Genomic DNA, 21,136 nt, shown 5'->3' with positions numbered 1-21,136 from the left:
ACATAGTAAGATGATCTCCATGCCCGCCAAGCGACCACCCGTCCCCCTCTCCCGCGAGCGCATCATCGAGGCCGCGCTCCACATCGCCGACGGCCAGGGCCTGCGCCGGCTCACCATGCGCCGCCTGGGCGACGCCCTGCAGGTGGAGGCGATGGCCATCTATCACCACCTGCCCCGGGGCAAGGAAGCGCTGATGGACGCGCTGGCCGAGCACGTCACCGCCATCCACGTCGAGCAGCGCTCCACCTGGCAGGAGACGGCCAGGGCCTGGTGCCGGGCGAGCAGGGAGGCGCTGCGCGAGCATCCCGGCGTGCTGGCCCTGGCCCTCACCAAGCCGCCCAAGGGCGCCACGGCGGTCGCCGTCAAGGAGCAGACCGAGCAGCTCGCCGACGCGGGGCTCCAGGACGCCGCCGAGGCCGTGCGCACGCTGCGGGCCTTCGTCTTCGGCAGTGTCGCCGTCGAGGTGCAGCAGTCAGGCTGGGCCGACCCAGACGTCGATGAATGGGTCAGACGGGACGAAAGAGCTGATATCGACTTCGAGCGCGGGCTCGACGCTCTCCTCAAGGGATTGCAAACGTGATGCGCGTGTCGCGCTTGGCCGGTTATCCTGCATAAGGCACGCTGTGTCGAAGGTCACACGCACCAGGGATCCTCCTGTAACAGCCCGAACGGGCTATGTCGGAACGCGTGACACAGTCGCACACTTGCCAGGACAACAACCCGAGCCGGCTCCCGCCCCTCCAGAACGGGAGCATCCCACGAGATATCGGAGGCACGCCGATGTGCCCGCACGACCCGGCCTGTCCGGATGCCGAGGCGCCTGACCGCGAGGCGGCACGCACCCTCGCCTGCCACCCCGAGCAGGGGTGGAGCCTGCTCTGCAACGGCGTCGTCCTGTTCGAGGACACCGGCGAGCTGCTGCCCAGCGGCACCGTCATCGCACCTCATCGGCCCGATCCGCTGGTGGGCGCGGCCTGATCCGCACGCGGGCGGCGCCGCCGGCCGGTGCTGCCCTGCCGTGGCGGCCCGCCGTAGCGGGTGATCCACTCCGCCACGACCTCGCCCACCCGGGCGGGGTCCTTTTTCAGGTCATGGCCCTCTCCCGGCAGCACCACCAGGCGCGCGGCATCCGCGGCGTCCGGCACTCCGAAGGGGTCACGATCACCGTTCACGACCAGCACGTCCACCCCGGCGCCGCGTAGCTCCCCGGCCCGGGAGCGCTCCGGCTTCCCCGGCGGATGCAGCGGAAAGGCCAGCGCCACCACCGCCGCCGCGCCGACCGCCTTCGCCGTACGGCACGCCACCCGAGCCCCGTTGCTCCGCCCGCCCTGCACGAGGGGCAGCCCCGGCAGGCGCGCGCGCAGCTCGGCCAGCACGATCTCCCACGCCTCGTCCTGCCTCGCCGGCGGGCCCGGCGCCCGCGCCCCCGCCATCCTGAACGCCTGCGTCACCCGCGCCACGCTGGCTCCCACGCCCATGGCGGCGTCGCGCACGGCCAGCAGATCGGGAGCGTCCACTCCCCCGGCCGAGCCATGGGTCAGGACCAGCAGCAGCCGCGCGCCCGGCACCTCGTCGATCTCCACGAGCGCGGGCCCGCGCGGGGTCATCACCTCCATGCCAGCACCGTACCTGGGGAGGATGACGCGCTAGCCCTCAGGTCGGATGACGACACCACTTCCGGGATGGATGATGACCTTATGCCGGACCAGCGTCCCATCAGGGAAGACCTTCAGGCCACGCTCGACGCCCGCCGCGATCTCGGGCCCGACTACGAGGCGGCGCTCGTCGACTCGTTCACCGAGCGCCTCGAGGCCACCATCGCCGCCCGGGTGCGGGCCGAGCTCGACCGCCACGGGCCCCCGCCGCACAAGAAGTCCGCGCCGGGCGCGACGATGATCCCGGTCGCGCTGGGCTCGATGGGCATGGGCATCCCGCTGACGGCCATCGGGGTGGTCAACGCCGGACTGGTGGGGCTGATCATCACGTGGCTGGCCATCGTCATCATCAACGTGGCCGCCGCGGCGGCCATCATGCGCCGCGGCTGACCTCCGGCCGGCGGAGGGAACGGGAGCACCTCCGCCGGCCCGCGGGCACGCCCGGGAGGAGCGCCTCGGTGGCATGGGCCGGGACGTCACGCACACCGGGCCCCGGGCGTCAGGTGTCGCGCTGGTAGCGGAGCCTGACCTCCGCGGCCAGCGTCTCGTCGGCGTGCTCCAGCCCGTACGACCAGACCCGCCCCGCGTCGTCGTCGCGCCCGCGCAGGGGCAGGGTGCGGGCGAGCAGCTCGATGGCCAGCGCGCTCGTCTGCGCGTCCGCGCCTCCCTCCACGGTCTCCGCGAACTCCGCGCAGGCCAGCTCAAGGTGCGCGATGCCGAGCCGGACCCGCAACCCCGGCGTCTCCTCCTCGGGCACGGCCTCCAGGGCGTCCAGGAGGAGCTCAGCCGCCGCCCCGGGCTCTCCGTGCTCCATCAGCAGGTCGGCCAGCTCCTGCGCGGCGCGCGCGGCGACCTCGCCGTCGCCGGCCGCCATCGCGGCCCGCAGCTCCTGCTCCGCCTCCTCGAGGTTGAGCGCCCGCACGGCCAGCCGGGCCAGCGCGAGATGGGCCAGCGGGACGTACGCGGCCGCGCCGACCCCCAGCACGGCCTGCCAGGCGGCTCTGGCCTGCTCGGCCCGCCCTTCGCGTTCGAACCCCTGGGCCAGGTGGCAGGCGGCCTGCGAGGCGTATTCGGGGTGCCCCGTCGCCAGCGCGGTCCTGGCGGCGGTCCTGGCGGCCTCGACGTCGCCGCGCTCCTCCAGCACCACGGCCAGCCCGACGGCGGCCTGAGCCCTGTCGGGCTCGTCGGGGTCGGCGGCGAGCTCGCTGAGGATGGCGGCGGCGCCGTCGAGGTCGCCGCGTTCGGCCAGACGCCGGGCGGTGTCGAGAGGCGGGGTCTCCAGCTCTGAGGACGTCAAGAGAGCTCCTTCTGGCGACGGTCGCCCTGAGCCTAACGACTTCCGGCGATCATGTCTGCCCGGTTGACGCCGAAGGTCTGGCCCTCCCGGTGACTAGTCCTCGTACGCCTCCAGCGGGGGGCACGAGCACACCAGGTTGCGGTCGCCGTAGGCCTGGTCGATGCGGCGCACCGGCACCCAGTACTTGCCGTCGCGCAGCGACGGCAGGGGGTAGGCGGCCTCGGTCCGCGTGTACGGGTGGTGCCACTCGTCGGCGCTCACCGACTCCGCGGTGTGCGGCGCGTTGCGCAGGGGGTTGTCGGCCTTGTCGTAGTCGCCGGACGCCACCTTGGCGATCTCGCCCCTGATGGCGATCATCGCGTCGGCGAACCGGTCGAGCTCGCCGAGGTCCTCGCTCTCGGTCGGCTCGATCATGAGGGTCCCGGCGACGGGGAACGACATGGTGGGCGCGTGGAAGCCGTAGTCGATGAGGCGCTTGGCCACGTCGTCCACGGTGACGCCGGTCTCCTTGGTGATCTGGCGCAGGTCGATGATGCACTCGTGGGCCACCAGCCCGCCGCGTCCGGTGTAGAGCACCGGGAAGTGGGGGGCCAGCCGCTTGGCGAGGTAGTTGGCCGACAGGATGGCCTGCTCGGTGGCCGCCGTGAGCCCGTCGGAGCCCATCATCCGGATGTACGCCCACGAGATCGGCAGGATCCCGGCCGACCCGTAGGGCGCCGCGGAGACGGGCCCCACCGGCGAGCCGTCGCGCAGCGGATGACCGGGCAGGTAGGGCGCCAGGTGGCCGCGGACCGCGACCGGGCCGACGCCGGGGCCGCCGCCGCCGTGCGGGATGCAGAACGTCTTGTGCAGGTTGAGGTGGGACACGTCGGCCCCGAACTCGCCGGGCTTGGCCAGCCCGACCAGCGCGTTGAGGTTGGCACCGTCGACGTAGACCTGGCCGCCGGCCTGGTGGACCTTGGCGCAGATCTCGGTGATGGTCTCTTCGTAGACGCCGTGCGTCGACGGGTAGGTCACCATGATCGCGGCGAGCGCGTCGCGGTGCTTGGCGATCTTGGCGTCGAGGTCGGCCAGGTCGACGTTACCCTCGGAGTCACAGGCCACGACCACGACCCGCATGCCGGCCATGACGGCGCTGGCGGCGTTGGTGCCGTGGGCCGAGGAGGGGATGAGGCAGACGTCCCGCCCGCTGTCACCGCCCGCGTTGTGGTAGGCGCGGATGGCCAGCAGCCCGGCGAACTCGCCCTGGGAGCCGGCGTTGGGCTGGATGGAGACGGCGTCGTAGCCGGTCACCTCGGCCAGCCAGCGCTCCAGCGTGCCGATCAGCTCGAGGTAGCCCTCGGCCTGGGCGGCGGGCGCGTAGGGGTGGACGGCGGCGAACTCCGGCCAGGTGATCGGCTCCATCTCGGTGGTCGCGTTGAGCTTCATCGTGCAGGAGCCCAGCGGGATCATGGACCGGTCGAGCGCGATGTCCTTGTCCTGCAGCCGGCGCAGGTAGCGCAGCATCGCGGTCTCGGAGCGGTGGTCGTGGAAGACCGGGTGGGTCAGGTAGGCGGACTCGCGCAGCAGCGGGGCGGGCAGCGCGTCGGCGGCGCCCTCGACGTCGGTGCGGGGGGTCGTGACCCCGAACGCGGCCTGCACCGTGGCCAGGTCGGCGGCTCCGGTCTTCTCGTCGCAGGCGATCGAGACGTGGTCGGCGTCCACCTGCCAGAGGTTGACGCCCCGCTCGGCGGCGGCGGCGACCACGGCGGACGCCCGCCCGGGCACGCGCACGAGCACGGTGTCGAAGAACTCGGCGTGCACGACCTCCACGCCAGCCCGGCGCAGCCCCTCCGCCAGGGCTGCGGCGTGGCGGTGCACCCGGTGGGCGATGCGGCGCAGGCCCTCCGGGCCGTGGTAGACGGCGTACATGCTCGCGATGACGGCGAGCAGGACCTGCGCGGTGCAGATGTTGCTGGTGGCCTTCTCGCGGCGGATGTGCTGCTCGCGGGTCTGCAGGGCCAGGCGGTAGGCGGGGTCGCCGTCGGCGTCGACGGAGACGCCGACCAGGCGGCCGGGCAGCTGCCGCTGCAGGCCCTCGCGTACGGACATGTAGGCGGCGTGCGGCCCGCCGAACCCGAAGGGCACCCCGAACCGCTGCGAGGAGCCCACGGCGATGTCGGCGCCCAGCTCGCCGGGGGCGGCCACGAGCGTCAGTGCCAGCAGGTCGGCGGCGGCCACGACGAGGGCGCCCGCCTCGTGCGCGGCGGCGGCCACGGCGCGGAAGTCACGCAGCCGGCCGGACGCTCCTGGGTACTGGACGAGCACGCCGAAGCACTCGGGCAGCTCGCCGTCGAGGGAGTGCTCCACGAGCGTGATGCCGAGCGGCTCAGCCCTGGTGGCGAGGACGGCCTTGGTCTGGGGCAGCGCGTCGGCGTCGACCACGAACACGGCGCTCTTGGACTTGCCCGCCCTGCGGGCCAGCGTCATGGCCTCGGCCGCGGCGGTCGCCTCGTCGAGGAGCGAGGCTCCGGACACGGGCAGGCCGGTGAGGTCGGAGACGACGGTCTGGAAGTTGAGCAGCGCCTCGAGGCGGCCCTGCGAGATCTCCGGCTGGTAGGGGGTGTAGGCGGTGTACCAGCCCGGGTTCTCCAGCAGGTTGCGGCGGATGACGGCGGGCGTGACCGTGTCGTGGTAGCCCAGCCCGATCATCGAGGTCAGCACCTGGTTACGGTCGGCCAGGGCGCGCAGCTCGGCGATGGCCTCGGCCTCGCCGGCGGGGGCGGGCAGCGTGAGCCGGTCCTTCGCCCTGATGGACTCGGGGACGGCGACCGCCACCAGATCCGCCACGGACTCGAAGCCCACGGCCTCGAGCATGCGCTGCTGTTCGGACTCGGAGGGGCCGATGTGCCGGGACGAGAACGGCGGGGCGGACAGATCGGTCATGGAGATGCCTCCCGAGGCTGTGGAGACCGGCGCCAGGGCGCGGGCGTGTGCCGGATCTCCCCCTCTGTCAGCGCGGGCCCCGGACAAGCGCGGGGCCGCGACCTGAGAGCTTCACCCCGGTGGGGCTTGCACCGTCGGTGAGGCGCGCCTGGCGGGTGCGCCTGCTTTCCAGAGTTGCCTCGCCCGAGCGGTACGGGATGCCTGAGAGATTCCGGGGAGGGTTGCTCCTTCGGCGCCCCGGAGCCCAGGGGGCCCGGAGACTCTCCCGCACGGGGTCGTCGGCCTTTCTGCCCTCAGGTTACTACGCCCGATTCGTACGGCTGCCAGGAGCCGTACTCACCCCGTGCGGCGGGCGCGGCGGCGGCGGGCGAGTTCGTCAGCGGGATGGTCGGCCGGGACGGTGTCCTCGACCGCCGCGCGTTCCCCCGGCAGCTCCGCGAGGGAGCCCTCGACCTCGCGCCAGACCCGGCCGAGCGCGATGCCGAACACGCCCTGCCCGCCCTGGAGCAGGTCTATCACCTCGTCGGCCGAGGTGCACTCGTAGACGCTGACGCCGTCGCTCATGAGCGTGATCTGCGCGAGGTCGGCGACCCCGCGGTCACGCAGATGTTGCACGGCCGTGCGGATCTGCTGCAACGACACCCCGGTGTCGAGGAGCCGCTTGACGACCTTGAGGACCAGGATGTCGCGGAAGCTGTAGAGACGCTGGGAGCCGGAGCCCTGCGCGGCTCTTATCGTGGGCTCGACGAGGCCCGTGCGCGCCCAGTAGTCGAGCTGCCGATAGGTGATGCCGGCCGCCGAGCATGCCGTCGGCCCGCGGTATCCGATGTCGCCCGGCAGCGCCGCGGGCTGTTCGTCGAAGAGCAGACCCTGCTCCCCGGCACGCTGCCGCGCGCTTTCGCGCCGCACCGGATCTTCCTGGCCGGCCGTCTTTCCCTCGCCGCTGCTGACCGCCACGCGGACCTCCGGCTTTCTCTCATCCCGTGGCCTGATCTGGGGGTACGTGAAGCGCGGCCACGGGTTTCACTTGCACCGTAGGACCGCGACCATGCTCAGTCAACGATCCGGCTCGGCGCGTCGTGAAGCGTAAATGCACTGAAATACCTACCCCGCCCGGCCGAAGTCCTCGGGAGTGATCGTGTCAAGAAACTCCCTGAACTTCTCCACCTCGTCTTCCTGGTCGTCCGGGATGATCACCCCGGCCTCCTGGACGACCTCTTCGCTGGCGAAGATGCGCGCCCCGGTGCGCAGGGCGAGCGCGATCGAGTCGGACGGCCGCGCGCTCACCTCCACGCCGTTGGAGAACACCAGGTCGGCGAAGAAGATGCCGTCACGCAGGGCGACGATGTTGACCGCCCGCAGGCCTACGCCCAGCGCGCTCAGCACGTCACGGAAGAGGTCGTGGGTGAGCGGCCGCGGCGGAGGCTCCTCTGCCTGGGCCAGAGCGATGGCCGTGGCTTCCGTCATGCCAATCCATATAGGAAGGAACCGCTCCCCGTGTGCCTCCTTCAGCAAGACGATCGGCTGATTTGTGGGCATTTCAACCCGAACGCCCACAACCTCCATCTGCAACACGGGCTGCTCCGTATTCCTGACCGGTGACCCGGCACAGCTATTTGGTCGTTGCTTCTGCTGACTGGCTTCTGCATTTCAACGTAACACCCGGCGGGCCTGGAATGTGCCGCCGCCTCCCAGCTCGCCGCGGTCTCAGCGCCCCAGCACGGACCGGACACCCGTGCGCACAAGGGATGCGTGCAGGTCGAGCAGGAGTGCGGAAAGCTCCCTGGCCACCTCGTCGGCCTCGCCGATGGCGCCGGGGGCGCGCCGCTTGAGTATCGGTGCGACGGTCTGCTCGACCAGGCCGCACTCGCGCTCGGCCGCCGCCTTGACCGCGCGCAGATGCCGGGCGCGCAGGCCGAAGCGGGCCAGGGCGCCGACGGTGCGGGCCACCGCGAGCGCCTCCTCGTCGTAGCGACGGGCCACCGGGGCGAGCAGGCCGTAGTCCTCCAGCTCGGCGAGGGTCTCCTCGTCGATGCTCGCGGCCTCGATCAGCTCGGCCCGGCTGAGCCTGATCTCCTGCTTGCCGTTGTCCTGCAGGGCGCGCGGGCGGCCGAAGCCCTCCGCCATCTTGTCCTTGATCACCCGCAGCGGCAGGTAGTGGTCGCGCTGCTCGGTGAGGATGAAGCGCAGCTGCTCCACGTGCAGGTGCGTGAACTTGCGGTAGCCGGACGGGCTGCGCTCGGGCTCGATCAGCCCTTCGCCCTCCAGGAAACGGATCTTGGAGATGGTGACATCGGGGAACTCGCCCTGCAGGAGCGCGAGCACCTCCCCGATGCTCATGTGCGAGCGTGCCGCCTGCGACGTCATGCGCGCTCCTCCCCTTGCCGCATGGTCACGCACGAGACGGCGTCCGCCGGTCGCCCGCTTCGCCCCCTCATGCCCCGGAGCTGCCCCGCATCAGGAAGACAAGGCGGAACTTGCCGATCTGCACCTCGTCGCCGGAGTGCAGGGGAACCTCCTCGATCCGCTCCCTGTTGACGTAGGTGCCGTTGAGGCTGCCCACGTCGCGCACGGAGAACTGGCCGCCGCGGTGGCGGTAGAACTCGACGTGGCGGCGGGAGACGGTGATGTCGTCGAGGAAGATGTCACTCTCCGGATGGCGCCCGGTCGTGGTCAGGTCCTTGTCGAGCCGGAAGCGGCTGCCCTGGTTGGGCCCTCTGGTCACCGTGAGCAACGCCGCGCCGGGCGGCAGCTGCTCGACCAGCGCCCGCTCGGCCAGGAGCATGTCGCCTGTCTCAGCCTCATACGCCTCGATTCCCGCCACCGAGATCGTCGATGTGGTGTCCCCGGAGACCTCGAGTCTGGTCAGCGGTGACCCACAGCGGGAACAGAAACGGGCATCCTCGGGGTTGGCGTGCCCGCACTGCGTGCAGTAGACGCTCGGCATCGATCGGCTCGGCCTCCTACCGCGAAGACGCGGCGACGGTGCTCTGGAGCGCGCCTCGCTTCGCTTTTTCAAGTTTGCGAATGCCGCAACTTACGCTGATCAGCGGCAAAGGTCAAGACGGGGCGCTGGACTGTGGTCAGGACGCAGACAAAGTTACCGCCGCCCCTGCCCTGCGGTCCATGCCGCCGCGCGTTTCTACATTACGATCTTGCGGGACCGTCCGCGCACAATCGCGGCCCGGCCGTTCTCGCGCCCGCCCGGCCGCGGGTCACGTGGCGGCCTGTTCCACGACGCGGGCCCAGCGTTCGAGCAGCGCCTGCGCGCCGTCCACGTCGGAGGCCTCGGCCCACAGGTCGGTGACGGGCTCGGCCGCGGCCGGCAGCACCAGCACCCAGCTGCCGTCGTCGCGGGCCACCCGCACCCCGTCGGTGGTGTCGATGCGGCGGCCCTCCGGCTCGGCCTCGGCCGCCTCGATGACGGAGCGCATCACGGCTCCCTTGGCCGCCCACGGCGTGGGCACGGTCCGCCTGAGCAGCTTCACCTCGGGGATCCTCGCGTCGATCTGGCTGAGCGACAGGCGGGTGCGGGCGACCAGGCCGAGCAGGCGCAGGAACGCGGCCAGCCCGTCGATCGCGGGGCTGAACTCCGGCACCACGAAGCCGCCGCGCCCGTCGGCCGCGAAGATCATGTCGGGGGCGGCGGCGGCCGAGGTGAGGGCGTCGAGCGCGGTGGACGTCCACTGCACCTGCACGCCGTGGAAGCGGCACACCTGCTCGGCGACCCTGGTCGTGGTGACGGGCAGGGCCACCCGGCCGCTCCTGCGTTCGGCGGCCACGAGGTCGAGCACGACGAGCAGCGCGCGCTCCTCGCTGATGAGCTGGCCCATCTCGTCGACCAGGGCGATGCGCTCGCCGACCGGGTCGAACCTGACGCCGAAGGCCGCCCGCGAGGAGCTGACCAGCTCCGACAGGCGTTGCAGGTCGCGCCGCCGACCGGCGAGCGTCTCCGTGGGCGAGACGTCGTCGAGGCGGGCGTTGACGGTGAGCACCTCGACGCCGACCCGGCCGAGCAGCGTGGGCAGCACCAGCGAGGAGGTGCCTCCCGCGCAGTCGACGACGACCTTCATGTCCTTGACGCCGGTCACGCCGGCGTGACGCAGCAGTTCGTGGGTGTAGTCCTCGACGGCCCTGGCCGGGTAGGCGAGCTCCGCGATCTCCCCGGGGAAGGCGCGGCGGAACTCCTGGCGGGAGAAGACCCGCTCCAGCTTGCGCTGGGCGGCCGGGGGCAGGTCGGCGCCGCGGTCGTCCATGATGACGATGTCCACGCTCTGCGGGTCGCCCGGCGTGGTGCGCAGCGCGATCCCGCCCGCCGCCGAGCCCCTGGCGGTGTGGAAGCGGGCCACCGGCAGCGGGGCCGCCTCCAGATCGAGCACGTTGATCGCGCCGGCGGTCAGCGCGCCGATGACGGCCCGCTTGAGCGCCCTGGCGGCCAGGGAGCAGTCGCGCGAGGTGACGACGTGCTCGCCCTTCCTGAGGGTGGTGGCGTACGCGCTGGCCAGGCGGACGCACAGTTCGGCGGTGATCTCGACGTTGACCAGGCCGCTGACGCCTCTCGTGCCGAAGAGGTTGCGCTGGCCGCGCGACTCCCAGATGACACTGGTGTTGACGACCGCGCCGGCCTCGATCGTCTTGAACGGGTAGACCCGGACGCCGCTGGAGACGTACGCCTCCGCCTCGATGACGCATTCGTCCCCGATGACGGAGTTCTCCTCGATGCGGGCGCCGGACATCACGTCGGTGCTCTTGCCGATGACGCAGCCCCGCAGGTGGGCGCCGGGGCCGAGGTAGACGTTGTCGTGGACGACCGCGCGGTGCAGGAAGGCGCCCTCGCGGACGACGACGTTGTTGCCGAGCACGGTGTATTCGCGCAGCTCGGCCCCCGCCTCGACTTTGGCGTAGTCGCCGATGAGCAGCGGGCCCTTGAGCACGGCGTCGGGGTCGACCGCGGCGGAGTCGGCGACCCAGACGCCCGGCGAGAGCTCGAAGCCGCCGATGTCCACCGCGACCCTGCCGGACAGGGCGTCGGCGTGGGCCTTGAGATAGCTCTCGTGGGTGCCGACGTCCTCCCAGTAGCCGTCGGCCACGTAGCCGTAGATGGCCGCGCCGCGGGCCAGGAGCGCGGGGAAGACGTCGGAGGACCAGTCGACGGGCTCGCCGGTGGCCACGGCGTCGAGGACCTCGGGTTCCATGACGTAGACGCCGGTGTTCACGGTGTCGGAGAAGACCTGTCCCCAGGTGGGCTTCTCCAGGAAGCGCTGCACCCTGCCCTCGTCGTCGACGATGATGATCCCGAACTCGAGCGGATTCGGCACACGTTTCAGCCCGATGGTCACCAGGGCGGCATTCTCGCGATGGAACCGGATCATGTCCGTTAAATCAATATCCGTCAGAGCGTCGCCGGAGATGACCAGGAAACGATCGTCGCGGAGGCGGTCGGCGGCGTTCTTGACGCTGCCCGCGGTCCCGAGGGGCAGGTCCTCGGTGGCGTACTGGAGGTTCATGCCGAGCTCGTCGCCGTCGCCGAAGTAGGTGCGCACGAGAGCGGCCAGGAACTGGACGGTGACCACCGTCTCGGTGATGCCGTGCCGCTTGAGCAGGCGCAGTACGTGCTCCATGATCGGGCGGTTGGCCACGGGGAGCAGAGGCTTGGGCTGGTTGGCGGTCATCGGACGCAGCCGAGTGCCCTCCCCGCCCGCCATGACGACCGCCTTCACCCGATCACTCCTTCTTGGCCGAGATTACGAGCCGGCGCACCTGTACCACATACAGCACCCCCGCCCACCAGTACAGGCCCGTTCCCCATAGGGCGAACGCCCACCCGACAATTCGGGCTATATCGGCATACCACCCAGTGTGGGAGGCAAGGAAGAGGAGAGGGAAGGCGTACATGAGATTGAACATGGCGGCCTTGCCCAGGAAATGCACCTGAAGTGCCTTATAGCCATGTTTGCGAAGTACGGGGAAGGAACACGCGACGAAGAGTTCGCGACCGACGATGACCGCGACCAGCCACCACGGGATGACGTCGCGCAGCAGCAGCGCGAAGATGGTGGCGAAGACGTAGAGCTTGTCGGCGGCCGGGTCGATGATCCGGCCCAGCCTGCTCGTCTGGTTGAAGGCCCGGGCGATCTTTCCGTCGAGCCAGTCCGTGAACCCGGCGACCGCGAGGATCCCGATCGCCCACCCGTCCGCCTTGGGCCCCAGAACCAGCCAGAGGAACACGGGGACGCCCAGGAGGCGCAGGAAGCTCAGCAGGTTAGGAACCGTCCAGATCCGGTCCTCGGCGGAAGTATCGCTCACGCAGGAGACCCTACTGCGTGGAACTCCACCGCAGCGGTCCCGCCCGAACTCCCTTCACGGCGGGCCCCGCGGCCTCGACGGCGGTCCGGGGCGCCCGCCGGCCGCTCGCACACGAGCGCCCGCTCACCGCCCGCTTCCGGTCCGGCGGGCCCCTGGGCACCGCCTCCGCGGGTAGCCGGAGCGGGTAGCCGAGCGGGGTCGCCAGAGCGGGCCGTCAGAGCAGGCCCGCCGGAGCAGGCCCGCCGGAGCAGGGCCGTCAGGCGCGGAGGAAGGCGTGGGTGGAACCGAGGGGTTCGAACCCGAGCCGGCCGTAGAAGTCTTTCGGCCAGTCGGCCGCATCGGCCACCAGGAAGATCAGCTCGGCCTCCGCCTGCTCCGCGAGCAGCGCGGTCATCAGGGCCCGCGCATGGCCCTTGCCCCGGTGCTGCTCGCCGGTGAAGACGCCCTCGATCTGGGCGACCCCGCCGTCGACGTACAGGTCGGCCCTGGCGGCGATCTCCCCCGCCTCCCCGTCGCCGGCGCGGACCCCGCGGAAACCCACCGTGCCCGCCGTGCCCGCCCCGCGCAGCCGGCGCTCCACGCGCCGGGCGAGCCCGTCGATCACGTCGTCGGGCGCCTGCGGCAGCGCCTGGCGCCAGTCGCGGCGCAGCACGGGCAGCAGCTCCGGCAGTTCCAGCCGGTCGGCCGCGGGCGGGTCGTGGGGGATCGCGCCGCGGTAGGCCATGATCAGGTTGGTCTCGTGCTCGTAGCCGGCGGCGGCGAAAGCGGGTGCGAGGGTGGTGCCGAGCCGGTCGTCGTCCACGCACACCAGCCGGTGGGCCCGCTCGGCGAGCACCTCGTCCGCCGCCCGGAGCAGCTCGTCCGCATCCGGGTCGCCGGACCAGACGATCAGCTTGTTGTCGTCGTAGGAGCGGGGGAAGCTGTCGTCCAGCACCGCGAACCCGCCAGGGACCGGCACCTCGACGGGCGCCCTGCGCCGGGCGAAGGCGTGGGTGAAGCCGATGGCACGGGCCAGGTCTCCCGGCGCGGCAGCGCGGGCGTGCCCGTCCATCAGCCGCGTACGGCCGTCAGGAACGCCCTGATGAGAGCCGGGTCCTTCACCCCGGGCGACGTCTCCACGCCGCTGGACACGTCGACCCCCCACGGCTCGGCCGCCGCGATCGCGTCGGCGACGTTGCCCGGGGCGAGGCCGCCCGCCAGCAACCACCGGCCGGACGGCCTGCCGCGCACGGCCGCCCACTCCCAGGGCAGGCCGGATCCGGCGTGTGGCGCGTCGACGATGAGCAGGTCCTCGTCGAAGGCGCCGCACCGCAGGTCCGCCTCCGCGTCGACGGCCCTGACCAGGCGCACACCGAGGTCCTTCAGAGCGGTGAAGTCGCCGTGCGGATGCCTGCCGTGCAGCTGCACGGCCCGCACCCCGGAGGCCAGCGCGGCCGCGCGCACCGTCTCGGGGTCCTCGCCCCGGAACACCCCGACGGTGAGCACGTGGGCGGGAACGAGCGCGGCCAGCGCGGCCGCCCGCTCGACGGTGATCCTGCGGGGGCTGCGGGTCATGACCAGCCCGATGGCGTCGGCTCCCGCCTCGACGGCGGCGGCAACGTGCTCGGGCTCGCTCAGCCCGCAGATCTTCACGTACACACTCCCGACCTTAGCGGCGGCGGACGCCCTCCGGCGACCGCGGCCCTCCGGCGGTCAGGACCGTCCGGCGGCGACCCCGCAGGACGTGCCGCCGGCCGGTACGCCGGCCCGCCCGCCGCCCCGCATACCGGCGGCGCTCAGCCGGAGGGCGGGGGCGAGCGCTCAGCCGCGGGGCGGGCGTACGGGGCGGAAGGAGGCGTCGACCAGGCCGGTGCGGTGGGCGACGACGGCGGCCTGGATGCGGTTGCGCAGGCCCAGCTTGTCCATCGCCGCCGCGATGTGGGTCTTGACGGTGGTGACGCCCACGTACAGTTCCTCGGCGATCTCCGCGTTGGACAGACCTGCCCCCACCAGGGCGAGCACCTCGACCTCCCGCTCGGTCAGCCCGGCGGGCGGGGCGGGCGCGACGTGCTGCTCCCCCGCGGCCAGGAACCGCTCCACGACCCTGCGCAACACGGACGGCGCCAGCAGTTGCTCCCCGGCCGCCGCGCGGCGCACGGCGTCCACCATGCGCTCGGGATCGTCGTCCTTGACCAGGAACCCGACCGCGCCGGCCCGCAGGGCGGCGTAGACGTTGGCGTCCTCGGCGAACGTCGTCAGCACCACGATCCTGACCCCCGGACGGGTCCTGACCACGCGTTTGATCGCCTCCAGGCCGTCGACCTTGGGCATGCGCAGGTCCATGAGGATCACGTCGGGCAGGTGGCGTTCGGCCAGCCGCACCGCCTCGCCGCCGTCGACGGCCTCGCCGATCACCTCCATGTCGCCCGCGGCCTGCAGCAGCATGCGCACGCCCGCGCGGACGAGCGCCTGGTCGTCGGCGATCAGCACGCGGATCACGCGGTGCTCCCCTGGGACAGGCGCGCGGGCAGGCTGGCGGCCAGGAGCCAGCCGCCCTCGCCGTCGGGGCCGGCGGACAGGGTGCCGCCGAGGGCGCGGACGCGTTCGCGCATGCCGGCCAGCCCGCGCCCGGAGGAGGGCAGCCGCTCGATGTCGGTGGGCGGCCGGCCGTTGCGGATCTCCACGGAGAGCCCGTCGCCTGACGGGGTGACGCTGACGCGGACCTGCGTGCCTGGTCCGGCGTGTTTGAGCACGTTGGTGAGTCCTTCCTGGACGATACGGGCGGCGGAGGCGCGGGCGATGAGCGGGGCGCGGTCGGCGGCCGGGTCGAGGTCGAGCTCGACGTCGAGGCCGGCGGCGGCCATGCGGTCGGCCGACTCGCGGATGACGTCGGCGGGGTTGGCCAGCAGGCCGGGCTGCCTGTCGGGGTCGCGCAGCAGGTCGAGCAGCTCGCGCAGGTCCTGCAGCACCTGGTGGCCGGCGTCGCGGATGTCGGTGAGCGCGTCGGCGACGGGGCCGTCGGGCGCGGCGTAGCGGGCGGCGCCGGCGCGCAGCACCATGGCGCCGACGTGGTGGGCGACGATGTCGTGCACGTCGCGGGCGATGCGCTCGCGTTCGGCCAGCTGGTCGGCCCGCACCTGCGCGACGGCGGCGCGGGCGGACTCCTCGGCGCGCAGCCGTTCCGCGGCCAGGGCGGCCTGCCGCATCCCGAGGTAGCGGCCGATCGCGATCGGCGTGGCCACCAGCGTCATCAGCACGCCCGCGCGGAACGGGGTGATCTCGGTCTCGGGGCCGACCACGGCGATCGCGGTGAGCAGGCAGCCGGTCAGGTAGGCGGCCCCGACCCAGGCCCACGACCCCACCCGCATGGAGAACACGCCGATCGCGGTCAGGGTGAGGATCACGCAGGTGTTGACGGTGTTGTTCAGGTAGGTGTCGGCGGAGACGAGCAGCACGCCCTGCAGCAGGAACACCAGTCCCGGCAGCCGCCTGGCGATGCCCAGCGACAGGCCGCCCACGACGGCCAGCAGCCCCACCACCCAGACGGGCTGCGCGCCCAGGTGCCAGGAGCTCCACGTGCTGAGCACGGTGATGGCGACCCCGCCGGCGGCGAGCAGCGCGTCGGGCGTGACGTCGCGCTCCTCCAGCCGCCCCGCCGTGCTGCGCAGGTAGGCGCCGAGCACGGCGGGGAAGACCGGCAGGAGGACGGAGTACATCCAGGTGTTGGCGGTCGGCGCGAAGCCGGGGTCGGCGATGTTGCACGCGGTGGCGAGGATGGTGACGGCCACGGCCGCGGTGGTGGCCCGCAGGCCGGAGCGGTGCCCCGCCACGCCGAGGGCGACGCAGATGAGGATCTGCGCGGTGTTGGAGGTGAACGAGCCGATCTGGTCGGTCACCATGAGCAGCGCGGCCAGGCAGAAGGTGACGGTCACCGGCCGGTGCCGGACGAGCCCCATGGGCAGGCCCACCAGCAGCGCCATCGGGAGGTTCATCTCGGCGGGCAGGAACTCGGTGTCGCCCGCGTGCGCCGTCGTCAGCAGGTCGAGGCCCACGCCGGAGACGGCGAGCAGGACATCGAGAGGGACACCGCGCCAGCGCATGCGCACAACCGTATCCGCCCAGCGTGGAAGGCCGATCCTTCCCGTGGACGGCTCCGCCTCCTCCTACTGGCCGCACATCCGCCCGGAGGAGGGAGCGACCCACCAAGATCCTGCCCATAAAGTCGTGCCATGTCGAACGACAGCGCACTCTTCCTTGGCCAGTTCCTGCGTGCCCCCTCCAAGATCGGCGCGGTCGCCCCGAGTTCGCGCCGGCTGGCGGCGAACGTCTGCGCGCCGATCCCCGAGCGCGGCGAGCCGACCGTGGTGGAGCTGGGACCCGGCACCGGCCCGTTCACCGCGGAGATCCAGCAGCGGCTCGCCGGGCGGGGCCACCATCTCGCCGTCGAGGTCAATGACTTGATGGCGCAGCTGCTCGCCGAGCGCTTCCCCACCGTGGACGTGGCGCACGCCGACGCGGCCCGGCTCGGCGAGTTGCTGCGCGAGCGAGGGCTGCGGCAGGCGGACGTGGTGGTCAGCGGGCTGCCGTGGGCGGCGTTCCCCGAGGAGACGCAGCGTGACCTGCTCGGTGCGGTGACGTCGGCGATGAGCCCGGTGGCGGCGTTCACCACGTTTTCCTACGTGCACGCCATCCCGCTCAGCTCGGCGCGGCGCTTCCGTGCGCTGCTGGCCGAGCGCTTCGAGGAGGTCGTGCCGGGGCGTACGGTGTGGCGCAACCCTCCCCCGGCCTTCGTCTTCCACGCGCGGCGGCCTCGACCCTGATCAGAACATGATTCTACGATGGCGTGATGGACTTCTCCCTTCCCGAGAGCGCCCTCGCCGTCCAGCGGGGCATCGGCGCCATCTGCTCGCGATACGACCTCGCCTACTGGCAGCGGTGCGAGAGCGACAAGCGCTGGCCTGAGGAGGTCTGGGACGAGCTGGCCAAGGGCGGCTGGCTGGGCCTGGCGGTCCCGGAGGAGCACGGCGGCGGCGGGCAAGGGCTGCTGGAGCTGGCGGTGGCCACGGAGACGCTCTCGGCGTCGGGCGCGGCGGGCGGGTCGGCGTTCACGTACGTGCTGACCCCCGGCTTCGGCGCGCTCACGATCGACCGGCACGGCAGCGCCGGGCAGCGGGCGGAACTGCTGCCGAGGCTGGCCACGGGCGAGGTCGAGACCTGCTTCGCGCTGACCGAGCCGGACGCCGGATCCAACTCGCTGGCGATCACCACGTCGGCCCGGCGCGACGGCGGGGATTTCGTGGTCAACGGGCAGAAGATCTGGATCACCGGCGTGCAGCGGGCCACCTGGATGCTGCTGGTGACCAGGACGGTCCCGGCCGCCGAAGCGCGCCCGCGCAGCCACGGGCTGACGGTGCTGCTGGTGAACGTGCCCGAGGCGGTCGCCTCCGGAGGCCTGTCCTACCGGCCGATCCCCAAGATGGGCGCGAACACGACGCCGTCGAACATGGTGTTCATCGACGATCTGCGGGTGCCCGCCTCCAACGTGGTCGGTGAGGTGGACCAGGGTGTGGCGGTGTTGTGGGACATCCTCAACCCCGAGCGGGTGCTGCTGGCCGCCTCGGCGCTCGGCACGGCGGAGGTCGCGTTGCGGGTGGCCGTCGACTATGCCAGGGAGCGGGAGGTGTTCGGCCGGCCGATCGGCGCCAACCAGGCGATCTCCTTCCCGCTGGCGCAGGTGAAGGCCAAGATCGAGCTGGCCAGATTGATGATCTACAAGGCCGCGTGGTGCTTCGACCGGCGGCTGCCGTGCGGCACCGAGGCCAACATCGCCAAGCTCACGGCGTCACAGGCGGCCTGGGAGGCGGCAGACGCGGCATTCCAGACGCACGGCGGGATGGCCTATTCCCACGAGTATCCGGTCGCCAGGCTGCTGACCGACGCCAGGATCGCGAAGGTGGCACCTGTGACCGAGGAGCTCCTGCTCAACTACCTCGCGACCCAGGTGCTCGGACTCCCCCGCAGCTTCTAGCGGCCGGGCCGGTCGGGCCGGCCGCGAGGCGTGGAGCGCCGACGCCCGCCCGTTCTGGCGCGTTCGCCCCGCTCGTCCACCCTGCTCGTCCACTGGGCCATCGCCGCGCGCTCTCCCCCTTCGTCGTACGGCGTGCGCCGGACGCCCTGCGAGGCTTTCGGCTCCGCGTCCGCCGGGGCGACGTTCTCGGCCTCGGCGAACAGTGCCCGCCGGTGCCGGCGCGGTCATCTGGTCGACCTTGGGGCTGCGCCTACCCGGGCGGGCGGCAAGCACACCCGGCGCATCAGCCGAACGACGGCGGCCGCTTGTCCCGCAGGGCGCGCAGGCCCTCGGTCACGTCGGGCCCGGTGAAGCCGAGGAACTCCATGGCGAGGGAGGCGTCGAACGACGGGCCCGCCAGGCGCAGCCAGTTGTTGAGCGAGTATTTCGTCAGCCTGATCGCCTCCTGGGCGCCGGCGGCGAGGCGTACCGCGATCTCCAGCGCCCTGTCGTGCACCTGGTCGTCGTCGACGCAGAGGCTGACCAGCCCCATCCGCTCGGCCTGCTCGCCCGTCACGGGCTCGCACAGCAGCAGGTGGTATTTCGCCTTGGCCAGCCCGCACAGCAGCGGCCAGACGATCGCGGCATGGTCGCCCGCGGCGACGCCGAGCCTCGTGTGACCGTCGATGATCCGCGCGGTGCGCCCGGCGACGGAGATGTCGGCCAGGAGCGCGACGGCGAGCCCGGCGCCGACGGCGGGGCCCTGGATGGCCGAGACGATCGGCTTGGAGCAGTTGAGGACGTTGTAGACGATGTCGCGGGCCTCGGCGAAGACGCGCAGCCTGGTGGCGTGGTCGCGGGTCATCTCCTCGATCATGGACAGGTCGCCGCCGGCGGAGAACGCCGTGCCCTCTCCCCGGACGAGCACGGCCCTGACGCCGTCGTCGCGGTCGGCGTCGCGCCAGATCTCGCCCAGCTCGCGGTGGGCCGCGGCGTCGACGGCGTTGAGCCGGCCCGGCTCGCTGATCGTGACCCGCAGCACGCCGTCGGCCGGGGTGTCGATCTTCAGCTTGGTGTAGGTCACAGCGCCTCTCGCAGCCGCCCCGCGATGTGGTCGCGGGCCTCGCCCGCCTGGTCGAACAGGCCGGGCAGGCCGAAGAAGTTGTGCACCGCGCCGTCGAACCTGCGTAGCTCGACCGGCACGCCGGCGTCCGTCAGGCGCCGGGCGTAGCTCTCGCCCTCGTCGCGGAGCACGTCGTATTCGGCCGTCACGATGGTGGCGGGCGCCAGGCCGGCGACGTCGGGCAGGCACAGCGGGGACAGCCGCGGGTCGGCCGGGTCGGCGTCGGGGGCGTACTGGCGGGCGAACCACGCCATCTCCTCGGCCTCCAGCCCGAAGCCCTTGGCGAACTCCGTGTAGCTGGGCGTCCGCATCGCCACGTCGAGCACCGGGTAGACGAGCACCTGGTGGGCCAGCCGGAGCCCGGCGTCGCGGGCCTGCCATGCGGCGACGGCCGCCAGGTTGCCGCCCGCGCTGTCGCCGACGACGGCCACGCGGCCGTTGCTCTGGTAGAAGGCGGGCCTGGCGAAGATGTCGCGCACGACCGTCCACGCGTCGTCGGCGGCGGCCGGGAAGGCGTGCTCGGGGGCCAGCCGGTAGTCGACGGACACGACCACCGCGCCGGTGCGGATGGCCAGGTCGCGCCCCAACGCGTCGTTGCGCTTGACGCTGCCGAGGACCCACCCGCCCCCGTGGAAATAGACCACGACGGGCAGCTGGCCGTCGCCCGGGTCGGCGCGGTAGATCCGGATCGGCACGCCCTCGGCGCGCTCGTCGCGGACGAACGGCAGCTTGGTGAGCGGACCGCGCTGGGCCGCCAGGCCGTCATGTGCGCGCAACTCCTGGATCCCGGCCAGGTCGAGCATGGCCGGATCGGCGCCCAGATCCGACGGATGGACGGCGATGTAGTCCCGCGACTGAGGGTGCAGCGGCATGATCGAAGCTTATCGGGCCGCCTCCATGAACGCATCGAAGAGCCGATCCTCGAGATCGCGCTCGGGATGCCATTGCACGCCCACGCCGAACCTGTGGCCCTGCACCTCGACGCCCTCGACGATCTGGTCGTCGGCCCAGGCCACGGCCAGCAGCCCGGTGCCGAGGCGGCGGACGGACTGGTGGTGCGGCGCGACGACCTCGACCCGGTCGCCGATCGCCTTGCCGAGCTTGCTGGACACGCTGACCTGGAGCGTGTGGGGCGTGCCAGGCTCGGCGTGATGGTGGTCGCCGAGCACGTCGGGCAACCAGGGGATCAGCGTGCCGCCCTGGGCGACGTTGAGCACGTGCATGCCCCTGGCGATGGCCAGGATCGGCACGTCGGCCTTGACCGCCGCCCTGGCCAGGGCCAGTTCGAAGCGGTCGCGGTGCGGCTGCCCATCGGGGACCCGGTCGTCGCGCTCGCCGTTGTAGGCGGAGGCGTCCACCTCGACCCCTCCGGCCAGGACCACCCCCCGCAGGCCGCGTACGTAGTCGTCGATGGCGTTCAGGCCGAGCGGCGGGAGCACCACGGGCGCGCCCCCGGCCCGGTCGACCGCCTTGGCGTAGGAGGGCGGCGAGAGCACGGCCTCCCGCACCCAGTCGCTCCAGCGGGCGGCCTCGAAGTAGGCGGTGATACCGATCAGCGGACGGGACATGCGATCTCCAGGGGCATGGTGGAGTTCGTTCGGCCACCAGCCGGTCGAGGTGACGGCTACATGCCCATCATGGCGCACAGCCTTTCCGATTTGTCACCCCTCCCCAAGATCCCCTCCCGCCACGTGCCTCCCACGCCCCCCGGCGATCGACCCGGTGATCGACCCGACGACTGACCCGACGATCGACGGGCCCGTGCTCGAGGCGAGGCGCCGTGACGCCCGGAGGGCGCATCCGGCTCCCCCATCACATGAATGCGACTTTTATTCACGATTATT

General features: G+C 72.2%; 21 protein-coding genes and 1 riboswitch. Of the genes, 5 read left to right on the top strand and 16 right to left on the bottom strand.

Features of this window, described 5'->3' with window-relative positions; genetic code table 11:
- Positions 1 to 19 precede the first annotated feature (19 nt).
- Both ACTWPV_RS17820 and ACTWPV_RS17815 read left to right on the top strand, forming a co-directional pair.
- Positions 20 to 580 carry a TetR/AcrR family transcriptional regulator C-terminal domain-containing protein gene (locus ACTWPV_RS17820; RefSeq protein WP_443152610.1) on the top strand — a complete coding sequence of 187 codons (561 nt, stop codon included), beginning with the start codon at positions 20 to 22 and terminating at the stop codon, positions 578 to 580.
- Between the two features lie 200 nt (positions 581 to 780).
- Positions 781 to 978 carry a DUF5999 family protein gene (locus ACTWPV_RS17815; protein WP_132341476.1) on the top strand — a complete coding sequence of 66 codons (198 nt, stop codon included), beginning with the start codon at positions 781 to 783 and terminating at the stop codon, positions 976 to 978.
- Here ACTWPV_RS17815 and ACTWPV_RS17810 read toward each other — a convergent pair.
- Positions 945 to 1,616, bottom strand: a complete 672-nt coding sequence (locus ACTWPV_RS17810; RefSeq protein ID WP_443152609.1) for an alpha/beta hydrolase family protein — start codon at positions 1,614 to 1,616, stop codon at positions 945 to 947. The two genes, ACTWPV_RS17815 and ACTWPV_RS17810, sit on opposite strands and share 34 nt — an antisense overlap.
- 81 nt (positions 1,617 to 1,697) lie before the next feature.
- Here ACTWPV_RS17810 and ACTWPV_RS17805 point away from each other — a divergent pair, with 81 nt between their 5' ends.
- Positions 1,698 to 2,045, top strand: coding sequence for a hypothetical protein (locus ACTWPV_RS17805; protein ID WP_347645060.1), 348 nt, complete (start codon positions 1,698 to 1,700; stop codon positions 2,043 to 2,045).
- Between the two features lie 109 nt (positions 2,046 to 2,154).
- Here the strand turns inward: ACTWPV_RS17805 and ACTWPV_RS17800 are convergent, their stop codons facing one another.
- The 12 genes from ACTWPV_RS17800 to ACTWPV_RS17745 all read right to left on the bottom strand — a co-directional run bounded on the left by ACTWPV_RS17800 (position 2,155) and on the right by ACTWPV_RS17745 (position 16,262).
- Positions 2,155 to 2,952: a tetratricopeptide repeat protein gene (locus ACTWPV_RS17800; protein ID WP_443152608.1), complete on the bottom strand. Its 798-nt coding sequence runs from the start codon at positions 2,950 to 2,952 to the stop codon at positions 2,155 to 2,157.
- A gap of 93 nt (positions 2,953 to 3,045) precedes the next feature.
- Positions 3,046 to 5,877 carry an aminomethyl-transferring glycine dehydrogenase gene (gene gcvP, locus ACTWPV_RS17795; protein WP_443152607.1) on the bottom strand — a complete coding sequence of 944 codons (2,832 nt, stop codon included), beginning with the start codon at positions 5,875 to 5,877 and terminating at the stop codon, positions 3,046 to 3,048.
- Positions 5,878 to 6,055: 178 nt separating this feature from the next.
- Positions 6,056 to 6,155: riboswitch (glycine riboswitch) on the bottom strand.
- A 58-nt stretch (positions 6,156 to 6,213) separates the two neighbouring features.
- Positions 6,214 to 6,834, bottom strand: a complete 621-nt coding sequence (locus tag ACTWPV_RS17790) for a MerR family transcriptional regulator (protein ID WP_132507171.1) — start codon at positions 6,832 to 6,834, stop codon at positions 6,214 to 6,216.
- 147 nt (positions 6,835 to 6,981) lie between these two features.
- Positions 6,982 to 7,452 carry a bifunctional nuclease family protein gene (locus ACTWPV_RS17785; RefSeq protein WP_090771501.1) on the bottom strand — a complete coding sequence of 157 codons (471 nt, stop codon included), beginning with the start codon at positions 7,450 to 7,452 and terminating at the stop codon, positions 6,982 to 6,984.
- A gap of 132 nt (positions 7,453 to 7,584) precedes the next feature.
- The gene (gene ftsR / locus ACTWPV_RS17780; RefSeq protein ID WP_347645056.1) at positions 7,585 to 8,244 is read right to left on the bottom strand and encodes a transcriptional regulator FtsR; all 660 of its coding nucleotides are present in this window, start codon (positions 8,242 to 8,244) and stop codon (positions 7,585 to 7,587) included.
- A gap of 67 nt (positions 8,245 to 8,311) precedes the next feature.
- Positions 8,312 to 8,824, bottom strand: coding sequence for an FHA domain-containing protein (locus ACTWPV_RS17775; RefSeq protein ID WP_132603765.1), 513 nt, complete (start codon positions 8,822 to 8,824; stop codon positions 8,312 to 8,314).
- A gap of 268 nt (positions 8,825 to 9,092) precedes the next feature.
- Positions 9,093 to 11,597: a sugar phosphate nucleotidyltransferase gene (locus tag ACTWPV_RS17770; protein ID WP_443152606.1), complete on the bottom strand. Its 2,505-nt coding sequence runs from the start codon at positions 11,595 to 11,597 to the stop codon at positions 9,093 to 9,095.
- Positions 11,598 to 11,601: 4 nt separating this feature from the next.
- A complete protein-coding gene (locus ACTWPV_RS17765) occupies positions 11,602 to 12,183 on the bottom strand; it encodes a CDP-alcohol phosphatidyltransferase family protein (protein ID WP_347645053.1) in 582 nt (193 codons plus the stop codon).
- Positions 12,184 to 12,439: 256 nt separating this feature from the next.
- Positions 12,440 to 13,234, bottom strand: coding sequence for a GNAT family N-acetyltransferase (locus ACTWPV_RS17760; protein WP_443152605.1), 795 nt, complete (start codon positions 13,232 to 13,234; stop codon positions 12,440 to 12,442).
- Positions 13,234 to 13,821: a phosphoribosylanthranilate isomerase gene (locus ACTWPV_RS17755; RefSeq protein ID WP_347645051.1), complete on the bottom strand. Its 588-nt coding sequence runs from the start codon at positions 13,819 to 13,821 to the stop codon at positions 13,234 to 13,236. Before ACTWPV_RS17755 ends, ACTWPV_RS17760 begins: the two co-directional genes overlap by 1 nt.
- Before the next feature lie 162 nt (positions 13,822 to 13,983).
- Positions 13,984 to 14,661, bottom strand: coding sequence for a response regulator (locus ACTWPV_RS17750; RefSeq protein ID WP_443152604.1), 678 nt, complete (start codon positions 14,659 to 14,661; stop codon positions 13,984 to 13,986).
- A complete protein-coding gene (locus tag ACTWPV_RS17745) occupies positions 14,658 to 16,262 on the bottom strand; it encodes a sensor histidine kinase (protein ID WP_443152603.1) in 1,605 nt (534 codons plus the stop codon). The genes ACTWPV_RS17750 and ACTWPV_RS17745 overlap by 4 nt, the downstream gene beginning before the upstream one ends.
- A 129-nt stretch (positions 16,263 to 16,391) precedes the next feature.
- On the opposite strand from ACTWPV_RS17745, the gene ACTWPV_RS17740 reads away from it, so the two are divergent.
- A complete protein-coding gene (locus ACTWPV_RS17740; RefSeq protein ID WP_347645047.1) occupies positions 16,392 to 16,982 on the top strand; it encodes a class I SAM-dependent methyltransferase in 591 nt (196 codons plus the stop codon).
- Positions 16,983 to 17,008: 26 nt separating this feature from the next.
- Positions 17,009 to 18,190 (top strand): acyl-CoA dehydrogenase family protein, encoded by a 1,182-nt coding sequence (locus ACTWPV_RS17735; RefSeq protein ID WP_443152602.1) that lies wholly within the window; start codon positions 17,009 to 17,011, stop codon positions 18,188 to 18,190.
- Between the two features lie 283 nt (positions 18,191 to 18,473).
- Here the strand turns inward: ACTWPV_RS17735 and ACTWPV_RS17730 are convergent, their stop codons facing one another.
- Genes ACTWPV_RS17730 through ACTWPV_RS17720 form a run of 3 tightly spaced genes read right to left on the bottom strand, consistent with a single transcriptional unit; the run spans position 18,474 to position 20,860 of the window.
- Complete coding sequence (locus ACTWPV_RS17730; RefSeq protein ID WP_347645045.1) at positions 18,474 to 19,253, bottom strand: enoyl-CoA hydratase/isomerase family protein; 780 nt, start codon at positions 19,251 to 19,253, stop codon at positions 18,474 to 18,476.
- Positions 19,250 to 20,164: an alpha/beta hydrolase gene (locus ACTWPV_RS17725; protein WP_443152601.1), complete on the bottom strand. Its 915-nt coding sequence runs from the start codon at positions 20,162 to 20,164 to the stop codon at positions 19,250 to 19,252. Before ACTWPV_RS17725 ends, ACTWPV_RS17730 begins: the two co-directional genes overlap by 4 nt.
- 9 nt (positions 20,165 to 20,173) lie before the next feature.
- Complete coding sequence (locus tag ACTWPV_RS17720) at positions 20,174 to 20,860, bottom strand: gamma-glutamyl-gamma-aminobutyrate hydrolase family protein (RefSeq protein ID WP_347645042.1); 687 nt, start codon at positions 20,858 to 20,860, stop codon at positions 20,174 to 20,176.
- Positions 20,861 to 21,136: the final 276 nt, after the last annotated feature.

It is taken from the genome of Nonomuraea sp. KM88, assembly GCF_052245635.1.
In the GTDB taxonomy this organism is placed as follows: domain Bacteria; phylum Actinomycetota; class Actinomycetes; order Streptosporangiales; family Streptosporangiaceae; genus Nonomuraea.
This window is presented reverse-complemented; position numbering and strand designations above follow the sequence as displayed.